The organism is Neobacillus soli NBRC 102451, from assembly GCF_001591665.1.
In the GTDB taxonomy this organism is placed as follows: Bacteria; Bacillota; Bacilli; order Bacillales; family Cytobacillaceae; genus Neobacillus; species Neobacillus soli.
The window spans coordinates 82311-99442 of sequence record NZ_BCVI01000036.1 but is presented as its reverse complement, the minus strand read 5'-3'; the positions used below and the strand labels follow the sequence as shown (position 1 = coordinate 99442).

General features: G+C 38.8%; 13 protein-coding genes and 1 riboswitch. Of the genes, 9 read left to right on the top strand and 4 right to left on the bottom strand.

What is annotated here, in order from left to right; translation table 11 throughout:
- Window positions 1-54: 54 nt before the first annotated feature.
- Genes metH through BSO02S_RS13235 form a run of 4 tightly spaced genes read right to left on the bottom strand, consistent with a single transcriptional unit; the run spans window position 55 to window position 7646 of the window.
- Window positions 55-3504, bottom strand: coding sequence for a methionine synthase (gene metH, locus BSO02S_RS13250; protein ID WP_066067802.1), 3450 nt, complete (start codon window positions 3502-3504; stop codon window positions 55-57).
- On the bottom strand, window positions 3497-5344 hold the full coding sequence (locus BSO02S_RS13245; RefSeq protein WP_066067799.1) for a bifunctional homocysteine S-methyltransferase/methylenetetrahydrofolate reductase: 1848 nt from the start codon (window positions 5342-5344) through the stop codon (window positions 3497-3499). Before BSO02S_RS13245 ends, metH begins: the two co-directional genes overlap by 8 nt.
- Window positions 5341-6534 (bottom strand): cystathionine beta-lyase, encoded by a 1194-nt coding sequence (gene metC, locus BSO02S_RS13240; protein WP_066067796.1) that lies wholly within the window; start codon window positions 6532-6534, stop codon window positions 5341-5343. Before metC ends, BSO02S_RS13245 begins: the two co-directional genes overlap by 4 nt.
- Window positions 6534-7646 carry a methionine biosynthesis PLP-dependent protein gene (locus BSO02S_RS13235; RefSeq protein WP_066067793.1) on the bottom strand — a complete coding sequence of 371 codons (1113 nt, stop codon included), beginning with the start codon at window positions 7644-7646 and terminating at the stop codon, window positions 6534-6536. Before BSO02S_RS13235 ends, metC begins: the two co-directional genes overlap by 1 nt.
- A gap of 146 nt (window positions 7647-7792) precedes the next feature.
- Window positions 7793-7908, bottom strand: a riboswitch (SAM riboswitch).
- Between the two features lie 490 nt (window positions 7909-8398).
- On the opposite strand from BSO02S_RS13235, the gene BSO02S_RS13230 reads away from it, so the two are divergent.
- The 9 genes from BSO02S_RS13230 (at window position 8399) to BSO02S_RS13195 (ending at window position 16893) form a co-directional block, all read left to right on the top strand.
- The gene (locus tag BSO02S_RS13230; protein WP_066067790.1) at window positions 8399-10339 is read left to right on the top strand and encodes an asparagine synthase-related protein; all 1941 of its coding nucleotides are present in this window, start codon (window positions 8399-8401) and stop codon (window positions 10337-10339) included.
- Window positions 10340-10353: 14 nt separating this feature from the next.
- Entirely contained in the window at window positions 10354-10479 is a 126-nt protein-coding gene (locus BSO02S_RS27110) for a paeninodin family lasso peptide (protein ID WP_142303694.1), read from the top strand.
- A 97-nt stretch (window positions 10480-10576) separates the two neighbouring features.
- Entirely contained in the window at window positions 10577-11512 is a 936-nt protein-coding gene (locus BSO02S_RS13225; RefSeq protein ID WP_066067787.1) for a phosphoenolpyruvate carboxykinase (ATP), read from the top strand.
- Window positions 11509-11811 carry a lasso peptide biosynthesis PqqD family chaperone gene (locus BSO02S_RS13220; protein WP_066067784.1) on the top strand — a complete coding sequence of 101 codons (303 nt, stop codon included), beginning with the start codon at window positions 11509-11511 and terminating at the stop codon, window positions 11809-11811. The genes BSO02S_RS13225 and BSO02S_RS13220 overlap by 4 nt, the downstream gene beginning before the upstream one ends.
- 3 nt (window positions 11812-11814) lie before the next feature.
- Window positions 11815-12276: a lasso peptide biosynthesis B2 protein gene (locus BSO02S_RS13215; protein WP_066067780.1), complete on the top strand. Its 462-nt coding sequence runs from the start codon at window positions 11815-11817 to the stop codon at window positions 12274-12276.
- A gap of 12 nt (window positions 12277-12288) precedes the next feature.
- Window positions 12289-13479 (top strand): nucleotidyltransferase domain-containing protein, encoded by a 1191-nt coding sequence (locus BSO02S_RS13210; RefSeq protein ID WP_066067776.1) that lies wholly within the window; start codon window positions 12289-12291, stop codon window positions 13477-13479.
- 4 nt (window positions 13480-13483) lie between these two features.
- Entirely contained in the window at window positions 13484-15283 is a 1800-nt protein-coding gene (locus tag BSO02S_RS13205; protein WP_066067773.1) for an ABC transporter ATP-binding protein, read from the top strand.
- Between the two features lie 229 nt (window positions 15284-15512).
- Complete coding sequence (locus BSO02S_RS13200; protein ID WP_066067770.1) at window positions 15513-16250, top strand: YveK family protein; 738 nt, start codon at window positions 15513-15515, stop codon at window positions 16248-16250.
- Window positions 16228-16893, top strand: a complete 666-nt coding sequence (locus BSO02S_RS13195; RefSeq protein ID WP_280523540.1) for a CpsD/CapB family tyrosine-protein kinase — start codon at window positions 16228-16230, stop codon at window positions 16891-16893. The genes BSO02S_RS13200 and BSO02S_RS13195 overlap by 23 nt, the downstream gene beginning before the upstream one ends.
- The last annotated feature ends 239 nt before the right edge of the window (window positions 16894-17132 follow it).

Below are 17132 nucleotides of genomic sequence, written 5' to 3'. Positions count from 1 at the left end.
CAAAAAAATCCCGCGGAACTAAAACAAAATTCCGCGGAATCACATATAAGACGCTTACCTCAACACATTAAAATATCTTGCTTCCGGATGAGCAAACACAATCGCCGACACCGATGCTTCCGGCTCCATCATGCAGCCATCTGTCAGCTCAACCCCAATTTCCTCAGGGCGAAGTAACTTAAATAATTTCTTCTGGTCTTCTAACTCAGGACAGGCTGGGTATCCAAATGAAAACCGCTGTCCTTGATAATGGGCGGCAAACCGGTCCTGCATCGTAAAGTCAAGCGGGTCCGGGAAGCCCCAGCGGTCGCGCATTTGCCGGTGAATTAACTCGGCAAACCCTTCGGCCGTTTCAAGTGCCATTGACTGAAGGGCATGACATTCGAGAAACCGGCCTTCACGTTTAAACTGGTCCGCCTTTTCACGAATCCCTTTCCCCGCCGTTACATTAAAGAACCCTACATAATCCTTAACCCCACTGTCCACTGATTTAATAAAATCCGCCAGACAGAGATGCGGCGTCGATTCCTGGCGCGGGAAATCAAAGGTTTCGATAATATTGTCCGGATTTTCCGGATCAAAAATAATGACCTTATTTCCATCGGATTGCGCCGGGAAAAATTGATAAACTGCTGCCGGAGTGATCCAGTTGTTAGCACTGGCCTCGGCAAGTAATTGATCAACCACTTCTTTTACCTTTAACGCCTTTTCGTCCTTCTCAGCAATCAACTTTGCAATTTTTCCCTTCACTCCTAGATGGTGGCCCAGGAGCATTTGCATATTGATATACGGTTCAATATGAGATAAGGAGTAAGATTTAAGAATATGTCGCTTTGTGTCCAATGGCGTAAATACAGGAACCAGTGTTGACACGGCTGGCTTCGGTTTGACGGCAACGGAAACAGAAGCCGGGCGTACATACTCTCTCGGAACATCTAATGCTGCTAACTTTTCATCTTTCTCTGCCAACAATTTCTGAACTTCCTCTTCCGAATTCAGTTGATTGGCAAGGGACAGCCCTGTCATCGCATCCTTCGCATAAAGGACAAGCCCGTCATATTCCTTAGAAATTTTTGTATCCGTGAATTTCCGGGAAAGTGCCGCACCGCCTACAAGGATAGGCAGGGAAATACCGGATTCCTTCATGTCCTGTGCGGTTAACACCATTTGTTGAGCTGATTTCACAAGCAAGCCCGATAAACCAACCATGTCCGGTTTTTCCCGAAGAATCGCTTGAACTAAATCGGTGGGGTTTACCTTAATCCCTAGGTCAATCACATTATAGCCATTGTTGCTAAGTATAATATCAACAAGGTTTTTCCCAATATCATGGACATCGCCTTTTACGGTAGCTAAAATGACTTTACCTTTAGAAGCCGAAACATCGCCTTTTTCCATATGAGGCTCTAAATGGGATACGGATGCCTTCATCACCTCGGCACTTTGTAAAACTTCCGCAACAATGAGCTGATTATCATTAAATAAACGGCCCACTTCTTTCATCCCATCCATTAACGGCCCATTAATAATCTCAAGCGGGGCAGGATAGGTTTCTAGAGCTAAATCTAAATCGGGAAGCAGACCCTCTTTTGTACCCTCGACCACATAATAGGCGAGCCGTTCTTCCAGACTCATATTTGGAATCGTTACCTTCGATTCTTTCTTTTTGCCGCGATAAAATTCGGTAAACGTAGCGAGCGTTTCATCGGTTGTATCAAATAAAAGCGACTCCGCTAATTGAACTTCTTCCTTCGAAATCGAAGCAAACCGCTCCAGTTTTTCCGTATTAACAATCGCATAATCAAGCCCAGCTAAAGTGCAGTGGTAAAGATATACAGAGTTTAAAATTTCCCTGCCAACAGGCGGCAGTCCGAACGATACATTGCTAACCCCAAGAATCGTTTGCACTCCCGGAAGCCCTTCCTTGATTAACCTGATTCCTTCAACCGTTGCTTTAGCCGAACCAATATATTGGGCATCACCCGTGCCGACTGGAAAAACAAGCGGGTCAAAGATAAGATCCTGCGGCTTCAGATGATACTTGTTCACTAACAAATCATAAGATCGTTTGGCAATCTCCAGCTTCCGCTCCGCCGTTACGCCCATTCCTTCTTCATCAATGGTTCCAACGACGACAGCCGCACCGTAGCGGTGTATTAGCGGAACAACCGCTTCAAAACGCTCCTCGCCATCTTCGAGATTAATCGAATTAATAATCGCTTTTCCTTGCGAATACTTAAGGGCCCTTTCGATCACCTTTTCATCAGTTGAATCGATAACAAGCGGGGCCTTTACTTTCTTAACGACCTCTTTGATAAAATTTTCCATATCAACAATCTCATCACGATCCGGATCAGCGAGGCAAAGGTCAATGACATGTGCACCGCCTTTAACTTGAGCGCGCGCAATTTCTGATGCCTCCTCAAATTTACCCTCGGTGATTAATCGTTTAAATTTGCGGGAGCCAATTACATTCGTCCGTTCGCCCACCAAAATCGGCCGAAGTGTCGGGTCATCGTAAATGAATGGTTCAATACCGGAAACCATATGAACAGTGGATGATTTGACTTCCCGCGGCTGATATTGCTTCATCGCTTCGGCAATGGCTTTAATATGTTCTGGTGTCGTACCGCAGCAGCCGCCAACAATATTAAGCCACCCGTGGGCGGCAAAATCAGACAGCTTTTTCGCCAGCGTTTCTGGTGTTTCATGATAATGGCCTTCTTCATCAGGCAGACCGGCATTCGGATAACAGCTGACCGCTGTCGTTGCCAAATCGGCAAGCGAGCGAACATGATCCTGCATGAATTCTGGACCAGTTGCACAGTTTAGGCCCACAGCAACAGGATTCATATGCTCAACCGATATATAAAAGGATTCGATCGATTGGCCGGCAAGCGTTGTCCCCATTGGTTCAATTGTTCCCGAAATAAACAGCGGCAGTGTTTTGCCTGTTTTTTCAAAAGCCTTTTGAATCCCAACATTTCCTGCCTTCACATTCAACATATCTTGGCTCGTTTCAAGAAGGAGCAAATCAACGCCGCCGTCAATCAAGCCAATTGCTTGTTCCTCGTAGGCGGCAGCAAGTGCATCAAAGGTTGTTCCGCCGGTAACGCTTAGAGTTTTCGTTGTCGGACCCATTGAGCCGGCCACATAGCGTGGCCACTCATCCGTTGATGCTTTGTAGGCTTCTTTCACAGCGAGAAAGGCAGCAATTTTATTTATTTCATAGGCTTTATATCCTATTTCATATTCATCAAGGACAAGGCTTGTCGCTCCAAACGTATTCGTTTCGATAATATCGGCCCCTGCCTCTAAATATTCGCGGTGAATGCCAGCGATAACGGATGGAGCGGTTAAATTCAGGTGTTCATTACAGCCATCATATTGCTCGCCGCCAAAATCTTCCGCAGAAAGATCAGCCTGTTGGATCATCGTTCCCATTGCCCCGTCCATAACGAGGATTCGTCTTTTTAGTTGATCAATAAATGGTGTTTTAGGCATAGATGTTCCCCCTTCGTTCACTTGCACGCTGCTTGGCATATAACGCCAGTTCAGCAGTTAGTTCGTAGCGTAAAAATGGTGTAATTAAATAAATTCCATTAAATAAATCTAAAGCTGCATCGATTAATGACTTAGTAATCGCAATCCCTTCTCTGGTTGCTTGGAGTGGATTATCTGTTAATTTTACCATTCGTTCACGGATAGAGTCGGCAATTTTGATTCCGGGTACTTCATTATGAAGGAACTCGGCATTTTTGCTATTCAAAAGCGGCATTAAGCCGATATAGATCGGTGCATCAAGATGCTTCGTATGTTCATAGACCTCGATTAACTTTTCTTCTGAAAAAACAGGCTGGGAGATAAAGTAATCCGCACCAAAATGAATTTTTTTCTCAAGTCGTTTAACAGCCTTTTCGAGTGAGCGAACATTCGGGTTAAAGGCAGCGGCAATACTGAAATCCGTTTTTTGCCCCAGATCCTTCCCTGAAAAAGATAAACCTTCATTTAACTTCTTAATCATTTGAATCAGCTCAAAAGAGGACACATCATAAACGGATGATGCACCTGGAAAGTCGCCAACTCTGGCAGGATCGCCGGTTATAGCCAAAACATCATTCATCCCAAGTGTGTGCAGTCCCATTAAATGTGATTGCAAGCCAATGATATTGCGGTCGCGGCACGAAATATGGATGAGCGGGCGCATGCCTAATTCCGACTTAACAAGGTAGCCCAGTGATTCGTTTGAGATTCTTACTGTTGCAAGCGAATTATCCGCAAGTGTAATCGAATCAATTCCTGCCTCTTTTAACGCCTTAGCCCCTTCGAAAAATTTTCTCGTATCGAGCTTTCGGGGGGGATCTAATTCGACAATAACCGATGGTCTCTCTTTGACAATGTCCTGGAGGGGAGCGTACTCCCTTTTTACAGCAAGCGGTTCAACGATTATTTTTTTTGGCTTGATCTTGATAATCTTTTCGGTAATTGGAACGCTATTCTTGAGTTCGGTCGCAAAGGCTTGAATATGTGCCGGTGTTGTGCCGCAGCAGCCGCCAAGCAGGCGAACACCCTCATTTCTGAAGCTTTGGGCAGACTTTCGAAAATAATCGGCATCGCCCTCATAATGGAACTTCCCGTCAGTATAGGCCGGAAGACTTGCGTTCGGATAGGCAGACAGATAGGCATGCTTAGGCAGTTCAATCTGTTCAAACGCTAACAGCATATGATGCGGACCGAGCCGGCAATTCAGGCCGACGACATCAGCACCAATTCCTTCAAGCCTTTTTAAGGCGTCGTTTACAGGTGTTCGATTTTGCAAAAAGCCAGGCTCCTGCAGGGATACTTGGGCAATAATCGGCAGCTCCGTTTCCTTCCTGGCAATCGTAAGAATCGTTTCAAGCTCTTCAAGGTCATAAAAGGTTTCAAGTAATAGGCCATCCACACCCTCAAGCAGGAGGCAATATAATTGTTCACGGAAGCTGCGCTTTAATTCATCGAGTGAAATCGAATCAGGCTTAATCCCGCGATTGCCGCCGATTGTTCCAAGCACGTAGGCATTCTTTTGCGCTGCTAGTTTTGCATTGCGAACAGCTGCACCATTGATTTCTTTTACAGATTCTTCGAGCCCATAACGCTGGAGCTTTAAATAATTCGCGGCATACGTATTTGTTTGAATGAGGTCAGCACCTGCATCAATATAGGCCTTATGAATATTTTGGATTTGCTCAGGCTGTGAGAGATTTAATTCTTCAAAGCAGCAATCCGTCCCGTAAGAATAGAGAAGTGTACCGATGGCACCGTCGGCGATTAAGATTTGACTTTCTAATTTTTCTAAAAAGCTCATGGTGTTTCTCCCTGTTGTAAGACCAATTGTTTTTGTTCAACATGGTGGAAAGCCTGTATAAAATCCTTAATCAAATCATCGGGATTTTCAAGCCCAACCGATAAGCGAATAAGGCTATTTGTAATACCACGTTTTTCTCTCTCCTCTTGTGGCATTGCCGCATGCGACATCTTAGCCGGATACGATAAAATCGATTCAACCGCGCCAAGGCTGACGGCAAAGACAGGTATTTTTACGTTAGCAAGGAAGGTTCGAAGTGCATCTTCGTCTGCCAATTCAAAGGATAGGACAGCTCCCGGACCACCAGCCTGATCTTTCTGAATTTGATATTGTGGATGACTGACAAGGCCTGGATAATATACTTTTTCTACAAGCGGATGGGCATTCAAAAATTCCGCTAGTTTCATAGCTGACTTTTGTGATTGTTCTAGACGAACATGCAGCGTCTTAATTCCTCTTAACACGAGCCATGCATCTTGGACACCCAAGATTGCACCAAACCCATTCTGCAAAAAGCCTAATCTTTTAGCCAAGTCTTCATCCTTTACAACGGCAAGTCCAGCTACTACGTCACTATGCCCTGATAAAAATTTAGTAGCACTATGGAGGACAACATCTACGCCTAACGCCAATGGTTTTTGCAAGGCAGGGGTGAGGAACGTATTATCGAGATAGGTTATCGCATCGATTTCCTTCGCCAGCTCGCAAATGGCCTTAATATCCGTTACTTTCATTAATGGGTTAGAAGGTGTCTCCATATAAAAGGCTTTTGTATTTGGTTGAATCGCCTGCTTTACTGCAATTAAATCCGTCATATCAACAAATGTATGGTCGATTCCTAACCGGGGAAGCACTTGTGAAACCATCCGGAACGTTCCGCCATAAACATCTTCGGTAATGACAATATGGTCTCCTGCGGAAAGCAGAAGGAATGCCGTCGAAATCGCGGCCATACCTGAAGAAAAGGCAAATCCTTTTAACCCGCCTTCGAGTTCTGCAATCACATCTTCAAGTGCTTCCCTTGTCGGATTTAAACTACGGCCATAATCGTACTTACCAAACTGATCGAAATCAGATTGGTGGAAGGTAGAGGCATGTTGAATTGGTACACTTACAGCCCCTGTAGTTGGATCGACTTTGTGCTGATTATGAAGGAGTTTGGTTTGAAAGCTATACTCAACGCGTGCCATTAGGCAATCACTCCTTCTTTAATTTTAGCTAAAGCCTGCTCTAAATCCTGGATTAAATCGCCTGCATTTTCAATTCCAACTGAAAAACGTAATAAACAATTGTCGACACCTTGCTGCAGGCGAATTTCTTCAGGAATATCGGCATGGGTTTGTGTTGCTGGATAGGTAATTAAACTTTCTGTTCCGCCTAGACTTTCAGCAAAAGTAATTAGAGCGATATTTTGAAGAAATGGATTTACCCATGCTTCTTCTTGTAATCGGAAGGACACCATTCCCCCTTTACCAGGGTAGAGAACATCTGCAACACTTTCATGTTTGGAAAGGTATTCGACAATCGTTTTTGCATTTTTTTCATGTCGTTCCATCCGAATCGCTAATGTTTTCATTCCGCGCATTAGCACCCAAGCATCAAACGGACTTAACACACCGCCGGCACCGTTATGATGCAGGGCTAATCCTTCACAAATTTCTTTTCCCTTGGCAACGATAAGGCCCGCAAGCACATCATTATGGCCGCCTAAATACTTAGTCGCGCTATGGATGACAATATCGGCTCCAAGCAGGATGGGCTGCTGCAATAACGGAGTATAGAAGGTGTTGTCAACAATCAGCAAAGCACCGTGTCTCTTAGCAATTTCTGAGATGGCGGCAATATCTGCTTGCTGCATCAGAGGATTTGTGGGAGTCTCCAGAAAGATGGCTTTTGTTGAAGGAGTAATCCTGCGTTCAACCTCTTCCGGACAACAAGTATTCACATATTGTGTTTTTAAGCCCCACTTCTTAAATCCTTGTTCTAACAAACGATAGGTGCCCCCATATAAATCTTCGCTCACTAACCATTCATCACCTGATTGGAACAAGGAAAGCACCGTGAAAATGGCCGCCATACCTGAACTGCAGGCAAATCCTTGGTCACCGTGTTCTAAATCAGCAATTGCCTTTTCAAGAATTTGTCTTGTGGGGTTTCCAGTCCGAATATAGTCAAAGCCAGTCGATTGCCCAATTCCCGCGTGGCGGTAGGCTGTTGAAAAATAAATAGGCGGATTCACCGTTCCAGTCGCAGTCTCACTGCGATTACCTATCTGAGCAAGTTTCGTTTCAATTTTGTACATGCTGACCACTCCTTGTTTAGTAAACTATAAAAATAATAGTTTCTTTGATGAAACTTTAGTGCTACAGGGTGCTAAAGCCTCTAGATAAATAAAAAAAGGTCTTCTATAAGAAGAAGACCTTTGTCAGCAAGACCACAATGTCATTCTTCTTATCTTGCAAATTAGCAATAATTTGCAGGACTTAGCACCTTTTCAATGAATAAAACCATTGATGGTTGCTGAGGCGTCGCAGGGCCATTCCCTCAACCTCTCTTGATAAGAAAATTCAAGTATTTAGATTATTTATAAAACTTACTACATCGGGGGCGTTGTGTCAATGGTTTTAGTTTTTTTATCCAACGGGTGAAGATGAATTACTGGGACGAAAAATGATTCTTAATTCCTAGAAAGTTATTGACAGTAATTGTAATAGGTGATATTTTTAATATACAAATTTGTTCTTAATAAAGAATTATATTTAAAAGCTGAATTTTAAATTAGTAGTCCTCGAACTTGCCAAATGACTGTGAAACTGCGGTTTTATTGGAATAAAAGAATTTAATTAGCATAGAAATATGGATATTCAGTGTGAATAAAATCCCAAGGATAAAACGCGTACAATGTATTCAATTTAAAGAACATATTTAATGAAGCTTGTTATATACAACTTAAAACCTATATTAATTTAAATCCCTTTATATAAAGGGATTTAATAACATCTTTATACATATGTAAATACTGTAGATTAAAATCATGCTTGGCAGGAGGAAAAGATGAGCGCTATTGCTGGTATTTATCATTTAAACGATGAACCTATTAACCTCGAACACGGCAGGCGGATGATGAAAGACCTAGAAAAGTACCCTGCGGACGATGTTCAAACCTGGCATAGTGAGAAAGTCTTCCTTGGCTGCCATGCCCAATGGATTACACCGGAGTCTGTCGGGGAAAAACTTCCTTATTATGATCATGAGCGGAAGCTAGCCATCACGGCTGATGCGATTATTGATAACCGTGAAGAATTATTTGAAAAGCTACAAGTCAAAAAATCCGATAGAAAAACAATGTCGGATAGTGAACTTATTCTAATTTCCTATCATAAATGGGGGGAAGATTCACCCAAGCATTTGGTTGGCGATTTTGCTTTCATGATATGGGATGAGAGAAAGCGCAGTCTATTCGGTGCGAGAGATTTTTCTGGAAGTAGGACTCTTTATTTTCACCATAATTGCAAAGGATTAGCCTTTTGTACAGTAATCCGTCCTCTGTTCACCTTGCCATATGCTGAGAAAAGTCTTAACAAACAATGGATTGCAGAATTTTTGGCTAACCCGGGTATGGTTGACTCTCTAGACACTTCTTCAACAGTTTATAAAAGCATTCAACAAATACCACCATCTCATTCTATTATATTTGTTGAAGGAAAGGTTACTCTCTCGAGGTATTGTAAATTACCTGAAGGTGAAAAACTCATTCTAAAGTCAAATTTAGAATATGAAGAGGCTTTTAAAGAAGTATTTCAGGAAGCCGTAGTAGCACGTTTGCGTACTCATAAAAACGTAGGTGCCCATTTAAGTGGTGGATTGGATTCAGGTTCAGTTGCAAGTGTTGCAGCAAATGAATTAAGGAAACAAAATAAACAATTACATACATATAGTTATGTACCGATACAGGGTTTTGAAGATTGGACACCTAGGAGTCGGGTTGCTAACGAAAAGCCAGATATTCAATCAACGGTTGAATATGTCGGAAACATAAATGCTGAGTATTTAGATTTTGATGGACTAAGCTCATTTTCTGTAATTGATGATTGGCTTAATACGCTAGAAACACCATATAAATTTTTTGAGAATAGTTATTGGCTCAAGGGGATTTATGAAAGAGCCAATCAAAATGGAATTGGGGTTCTATTAAATGGCCAAAGGGGCAACTGGACTATTTCTTGGGGGCCGGCTTTGGAATATCAGGTTATGTTGTTAAAAAAGTTTCATTTAATACGTTGTTTTCGTGAAATACAATTATACAGTAAGAATATTGGAGTCAAGAAATCAAGAGTTATTTCTGTTGTTGCAAAGAAGACGTTTCCTTTGATGCATCAGTTATTAACATCAACAGAAAATAAGAATAACTTCCCAATGTTAATTAACCCTGAATTTGCTAAAAAAATGAATGTCTTAGAAAAGCTTACAGAACATGAAATTGACATAAAAGGGAATATCACCAAAAATTGGTATGAAGTAAGAGAAATGCAATTCGAACAGCTCTACTATTGGAATATTACTGGAACGTATGGTTCAAAGTTTTCTTTACCTCATAAAGTTTGGGATCGTGATCCTACAAATGATCTCCGGGTTGCCAAATTTTGCTTAGCTCTTCCAGAAGAGCAATATGTTCAAAATGGTTTGGATAGAGCACTTATAAGAAGGACAACTAAAAACTTACTTCCTGATAATGTTAGATTAAACCAACGGACACGAGGGGCACAAGGTGCAGATGGAATTCCTCGTATGGCACCGTATTGGAAGTCATTTATTGAGGGGTTAGAGCAGATGATTAATGATTCGGTAGTTTCTGAGTATCTAAATATAGAAGTAATCAAAAATACCATTACAAAATTCCGAGAAGTACCGTCGCCACAATATGTGTATGATGATGATTTTAAAATTTTAATGCGAAGCTTGATATTTTATAGATTTATTAAGAATTTTGCTTGAAAGGGGGTGACAAGATGAAAAAGGTTTGGAGTAAGCCTAAATTAGAAGTACTTAATGTTAACATGACAATGGCAGGCCCAGGACGTAGGGTTCCGGATGCAGTGCAACCTGATCCAGATGATCCGGTAAGGTATAGCTAATTCTAGTTATATTAGGTTAGGATTTATACTGCCCTTATACAATTCTAACTGTATAAGGGCTTTTATAAATCAAATTTGTTGTCATTGGAGTGAAGAAATGATTATTACATTAGGAACATCAATTTATAAGGGTTTTGGACTAAATTTGTTGAGTGAAATTCCACTTCCTGAATTAACTCCAATAAATGAACAAGTTGATACGGTAGACATTGTTGTTCAAATAGGCGATTTATCCAAACAGTGGTCAGAAGTAGATTCAATTGCACAGAAAAAATTTGTAGTAAAAGAAAATATGGTTATATTCGAAGTCCCTAATACTGCTATATTTTCCATACAAGAAGGCAATAAAATTACCGTTTCACCAATGTTAGGAGCCGAGGAGGATAAAATCCGTCTTTATATCCTTGGTACCTGTATGGGAGCATTATTGATTCAGAGAAAAACTCTTCCATTACATGGAAGTGCAGTCGCGATTAACGGGAAAGCATATGCTTTTGTAGGTGATTCAGGTGCTGGAAAATCTACACTTTCAGCAGCTCTAATAAAAGAAGGATATCAACTGTTGAGTGATGATGTAATTCCAGTCTTTCTCTCGGAAGATAGTAATCCGATTGTAATACCATCCTACCCACATCAAAAGTTATGGGAAGAAAGTTTAAATGAATTTGGAATTAGTACGAAAGGGTACCGTCCATTATTTGATAGAGAAACAAAATTTGCTATCCCGGTTCATTCTGATTTTTTAGGTGAATCCTTACCTCTTGCAGGAGTATATGAATTAATTAAAACCCAATGTAATAGCGTAGAAATTAGCAAAATAAAAGGGTTAAGGCGTTTTCAATCTTTGTATATGCATACATATCGAAATTTTTTAATACCACGCCTTGGAATGATGGAATGGCATTTTAAAGAATCAGCAAAAATACTAAAACAGGTTGAAATGTATCGATTACAACGGCCTATCGAAGGATTTACAGCCAATAATTTAGTGTCCGTTATTTTATCAACTATTAAAAAGGAGAGTTCCAAATGATTAGTACAAAAAAGGTTTCATTAACTTCTATAATTACTCAAACTGAAGGAAATGTTGTTAGCGATATGGATGGGGAAAAAGTAATGTTAAGCATAGAAAGTGGTAATTATTATAATTTAGGTGAATTAGGTGGAGAGATATGGGATTTAATAAAATCACCAATGGAAATTAATCACTTGGTTAATACCTTATTATTGAAGTACCAAGTGGAAAAGGAAGAATGTGAACAACATGTTTTATCATATATTGAACAATTGGAAAAAGAACGGCTAATTCAAATTATAAATCTAGGAGAATAGTAAATGATACTTTTCCAGAAGATTAAAACATTTATATTTCTGGATAATAGAAAAAAGTTTTTGTTAATAGAGGCATTTGCTTATTTAGGTTGGGCTCGTATCCTTAAATCAATGCCGTTTTCAAGGATAGCCCCTTTATTAGGTACACATATGGAGGAAACGTCGTTTGAACATAAAGCCTCAAACCAAACAATTTTAAGGAATGTATCTGATGCTATTTATATAATGAGCAATTATACATTTTGGGAAAGTAAATGTTTAGTCAAGGCGATTGCTGGAATGAAAATGCTCCAAAGGCGCCAACTCGAGAGTACACTCTATTTAGGTACTGCTAAAGATGAGACAGGAATCATGATTGCACATGCTTGGCTACGGAGTGGGAAATTGTTTATAACCGGTGCTGAAGAAATGGGGAGATTTACCGTCGTTGGGAAATTTGCAAAACGGTTTAGTGAAAAAGGATAAGAGGGGAATACCGTGGAAAATTTATTCAATGAAAAACTAAAGCAATTTCCAAAAGAATTGAAACTACTACTTTCTATCATGAAAACGGGAATTGGGGAAAGTAAATTCAAAAAGGTGGATTTTGAGGATATTGATTGGGACCTTTTCATCCAATTATCTAAACATCATCGAGTTTTCCCTTTAATTTATAAAAGAATAAAAGATTTAGGGGAAAATTATATCCCTGCTTCAGTTCTCCAAGAGTTATGTCGCTTATATCAAAAAAATATTTTTCGAATGCTTCAACTAAGTGGTGAATCGGAAAAAATATCAAAACTATTTTCTAGCTATCAAATCAGTACCCTTTTTTTAAAAGGACCTGTTCTTGCTGCTGATCTTTATGGTGATGTATCTTTACGCACATCTTCAGATTTGGATATTTTAATCCCAATCGAAAAACTTAATCAAGCTGAAGATATTCTTTTAAACAAGGGTTACATAAAGGATGATTATTTCTTAACGGTATTAAATGACTGGAAGTGGAGGCATCACCATATTACTTTTTTTCACCCTCAGAAAAAGATTAAGGTAGAAATACATTGGAGGCTTAACCCAGGACCAGCTAAAGAACCGAAATTTGATGATTTATGGAAAAGGAAAAGAGTAAGTACATTAACAAGCCAACCTATTTATACTTTAGGACTTGAAGATTTATTTTTATTCCTTGTTTCACACGGAGCACGTCATGGTTGGTCCAGACTTCGTTGGTTAGATGATATTAACAAAATAACGGAATCAGAAATTAATTGGGCTAAAACTATTAGTATACTTAAAAAAAATCATTATTATGATGTGGGTGGTCAGGCACTATACTTGGCTTTTCATCTTTTAAATGCCAAGGTACCTAAGGATATGAATAATATAATAAATAGAAAACGGACAAAACAGCTCGGACTAGACACTTTGTTTTATATAAGGCAAATGGTTAATCTTCATACAGCCCCGGTAACAGAAGAGGTATCTGAATATCATAAACGGCATTTATTTTCTTTAATGTCTACTAAGCAGAGATTTTTCTTTATTTTAAGTTTTTTATACCCATATCCAGAAGATGCGGAATTTTTACCCTTACCCAAGGTGCTGCATTTTTTATATTTTCCAATGCGCCCGATTATTATCCTTTTAAGGAAAACGAAGAAACGTTCAGTAACTAGGAGGGCATAACATAGTGAGTCAAGTTTTTTATTTTATAAAAAGATTATTTTCTTATTCTGGCAATATTCTATATTTAAATCTTTTTGGAATGGGGTTAGTAAGTTTTCTTGAAGGGCTAGGGATTTTATTATTGGTTCCAATGATAAGTTATAGTGCAATAATAAATATTGATCTTGGAGGATTTAAGTTTCTAAAATTTTTGAATTTCTTACAAGACTTCCCTAAAATTCAAGCGCTAGTTTTTATTTTGGGATTTTATATTTCATTGGTATTAGTTCAAAATCTTATACAACGAAATTTATCCATAAGAAATGTGAGAATTACACAGGGGTTTATCCGTCAATTACGGTTGGAGACATATAATGATTTATTAAAAGCAAATTGGGAATTCTATACAAAGGAAAGGAAAGCTGATTTAATTAATGTAATGACAATGGAGCTAGCTCGTGTTTCAGGCGGTATTATCCAATTTTTACTGTTACTAGCATCACTTGTTTTTACATGTATACAGATACTTATTGCTTTATGGTTATCCATAAAGTTAACCATTGTTGTATTACTTTCGGGATGCATCCTTGCAATATTTTCAAGAAGATTTATAAGACAATCAAAATTATTAGGGACAAAAACATCTATTTTAGCTCAGGAATATCTTGGTGGGATAACGGACCAATTGAATGGCATTAAGGAAATTAAAAGTAATACTTTAGAAGATTCCCGTCTCCTTTGGCTAAATTTTTTAACAAAAGGAATGATAGAAGAGCAAATTGAATATATAAAGTTAAAAACAACTTCCCAGATATTTTATAAAATTTCTTCAGCATGTTTAATTGCAATCTTTATTTTTATATGCGTGTTGATATTTGATTTACAACCTGAACAATTTTTACTGATATTAATTATTTTCTCCAGGTTATGGCCCAGGATTACAGAAATTCAATCCAGTATGGAACAAATAGCAACATCAGTCCCAGCATTTAAGGCATTAATAGATTTACAAAAAAGATGTAAGCAAGCGGCCGAGATTAATGATGAAACAATTTACAAGAATATTAAACCTCTGGGAATTGAAAAAGGAATTGAATGTCGTGAGGTATTTTTCAGATATAATCGTAATGAAGGAAAGTATGCTCTTCAAAATATTAATTTAATGATTCCAATAAATTGTATGACTGCAATTGTAGGACCATCTGGTGCTGGAAAAAGTACTTTAATTGATTTATTAATGGGTCTAAACAAACCAGAACATGGAAATATACTGGTAGATGGAATCTTGCTTGCTGAGGAAAACCTTTTATCATTAAGACGTTTGGTTAGTTATGTTCCACAGGAACCTTTTTTATTTAATGTAAGTATAAGAGAAAATTTACTTTTGATAGCCCCTAATTCAAGTGATAAGCAGATTTGGGAGGCACTTGAGTTTTCTGCGGCTGCAGAATTTGTGAAAAATCTCCCAATGGGACTTGATACAATTGTTGGGGATAGGGGTATAAGACTTTCAGGTGGAGAACGTCAAAGACTGGTTCTTGCTCGGGCAATATTAAGAAAGCCATCTGTTCTCGTTTTAGATGAGGCTACAAGTGCCTTGGATTCAGAAAATGAGTCAAAAATTCAGGAAGCACTAGAAAAACTTAAGGGAACAATGACAATCATTGTCATCGCACATCGTTTGTCAACCATCCGTAATGCAGACCAGGTAATTGTTTTAGATCAAGGGGAGATCATCCAACAAGGTCAATTTAATCAACTTGCTAGCGAAAAAAGGGGGGTATTTAGTAGTTTACTTAGAAAACAAATGGGGATCAGTGTTTGATGGTTTATTAATATTATACCTACAATATTTTCAGATAATTAGAAAAATTCCGTTGACTCGTTCTGTATAAAGAAATATAATGATGGTTATAAAGTCTTATTTGTAGTAGTATAGTTATAGGAATTAAAAAAGCATAAAGAGTAAAATAAACAGAAATTATCCCTTTTTATCAAGAAGTTCTTTATTAAGAACAGATGAGGGCTATATGTCTTACATTAAAGGTGGTTAAATGAATAATTTTGATCAATTTGGCAATTCAGAAAAGGGAAAGGCCAAGGAAATAAATTTAAAAGAACTTTTCCTAATAATTAAAAGACGATTTTGGGTCATAGCAGTAGTTACAATACTTGCCGGTATAGTGGGGGGACTCCAGAGTCAAACCAAGACTATTCCGCTGTATCAATCTTCTTCAAGGATCATAATAGGTGCAGATGAAGAATCAAGAAAGACACTACAGGTTATTATTAGGGATTCTGTCATTTTAGACAAAGTGATAAAAGAGCTTGATCTTAATAGATCGGCTGAAGCATTGGCGGGTCAAATAAGTGTTGCCAGTGTCGAGGGGTCCCAGGTTGTAAGTATTAGTGTTATAGATATGGATCCTATTTTCGCGGCAAAACTAGCAGATACGACGGCCAAGGTATTTAGGGATGAGGTACCAAACATAATCGGTCAAGACTATATACGATTATTATCAGGGGCTAAAGTAAGCCCAGTACCTATCAATCAAAGTAACAATAATAAGTTATTTATCGCGGTTATCGGTGGTTTTATAGTTGGAATTGGTTTAGCGTTTTTATTAGAGTCATTGGATGATAGGATTCGTTCAGTTCGTGAAATTGAATTATTGCTTGGCGTACGCGTATTAGGAAGGGTGTCAAAAGTAAGCAAAAGAAGCGTTAAAAAGAAAACCAGTAATATGCAGCTTGATTATAATCTAAGGGGTGAGAACATTGGTAATAAATAAGCGCAAATCCTCGGCAGCTAACAAAAAGAGGACAATTGTTACCTACTCACATCCAGAATCAAAGATCTCGGAACAATTTCGGACGATTCAAACAAATATTAAATTTTCTATGATAGAAGAAAAAAGCCGAATCTTTTTAATTACATCGCCTAGTGATGGTGAAGGTAAGTCAACTACTGCGGCTAATCTGGCAGTATCAATGGCACAACAGAAAGAGAAGGTTCTATTAATTGATGCAAATATAAGGAAACCTGCTTTGCATTCTTTTTTTAAGACATCTAATTCAATAGGGCTAACAGATGTACTTACTGGGAAAGTATCTTTCTATGAGGCTATACAACATACAGAAATCGGAAGGCTGGACCTCTTAGTTAGTGGGCAAATCCAGTATAATCCAGTTGAATTATTAGGTTCTCATATGATGCAGGAACTTCTGAAGACAGTATCAAAATCATATGCAGCAATATTAATAGATACAAATGCACTTTTAGATGTAACAGATACCAAACTATTGGCAAATCAATGTGATGGGGTTATATTGGTCATCCAAAACGGTAAAACAAAATTTGAAAAAGCGGCTGAAGCTAAAAAGGTGTTAGAATTTGCAAAAGCAAAATTGGTTGGGGTTGTAATGAATAAATAGGAATACATAACGAGAAATTAAAGAAGAAAAATTTTTGTTCCTTTTGTTCGTTATTAAGAATTATCTGTTTCCTTTAAGATTAAAAAATAAATTCTGGTGATGTCTCCTTGCCAATATAAAATGGGGGCACTCGGTCATGCTGTGGGTCTGGGACCTTAGACGCAAGTCGTCGGTAGTGTGATGTGAGGACGGGTTAGATGCCCGAAAATTAATTAAAAATGTTAATTATGTGTTCTTTA

What these genes read in the sequence shown, in the direction of transcription:
- BSO02S_RS13215 (WP_066067780.1), top strand. Translation starts at nt 11,815, where the DNA reads ATGATACTTTTCCAGAAGATTAAAACATTTATATTTCTGGATAATAGA.
- metC (WP_066067796.1), bottom strand. Translation starts at nt 6,534, where the DNA reads ATGGCACGCGTTGAGTATAGCTTTCAAACCAAACTCCTTCATAATCAG.
- BSO02S_RS13220 (WP_066067784.1), top strand. Translation starts at nt 11,509, where the DNA reads ATGATTAGTACAAAAAAGGTTTCATTAACTTCTATAATTACTCAAACT.
- BSO02S_RS13235 (WP_066067793.1), bottom strand. Translation starts at nt 7,646, where the DNA reads ATGTACAAAATTGAAACGAAACTTGCTCAGATAGGTAATCGCAGTGAG.
- BSO02S_RS13245 (WP_066067799.1), bottom strand. Translation starts at nt 5,344, where the DNA reads ATGAGCTTTTTAGAAAAATTAGAAAGTCAAATCTTAATCGCCGACGGT.
- BSO02S_RS13200 (WP_066067770.1), top strand. Translation starts at nt 15,513, where the DNA reads ATGAATAATTTTGATCAATTTGGCAATTCAGAAAAGGGAAAGGCCAAG.
- BSO02S_RS13225 (WP_066067787.1), top strand. Translation starts at nt 10,577, where the DNA reads ATGATTATTACATTAGGAACATCAATTTATAAGGGTTTTGGACTAAAT.
- metH (WP_066067802.1), bottom strand. Translation starts at nt 3,504, where the DNA reads ATGCCTAAAACACCATTTATTGATCAACTAAAAAGACGAATCCTCGTT.
- BSO02S_RS13230 (WP_066067790.1), top strand. Translation starts at nt 8,399, where the DNA reads ATGAGCGCTATTGCTGGTATTTATCATTTAAACGATGAACCTATTAAC.
- BSO02S_RS27110 (WP_142303694.1), top strand. Translation starts at nt 10,354, where the DNA reads ATGAAAAAGGTTTGGAGTAAGCCTAAATTAGAAGTACTTAATGTTAAC.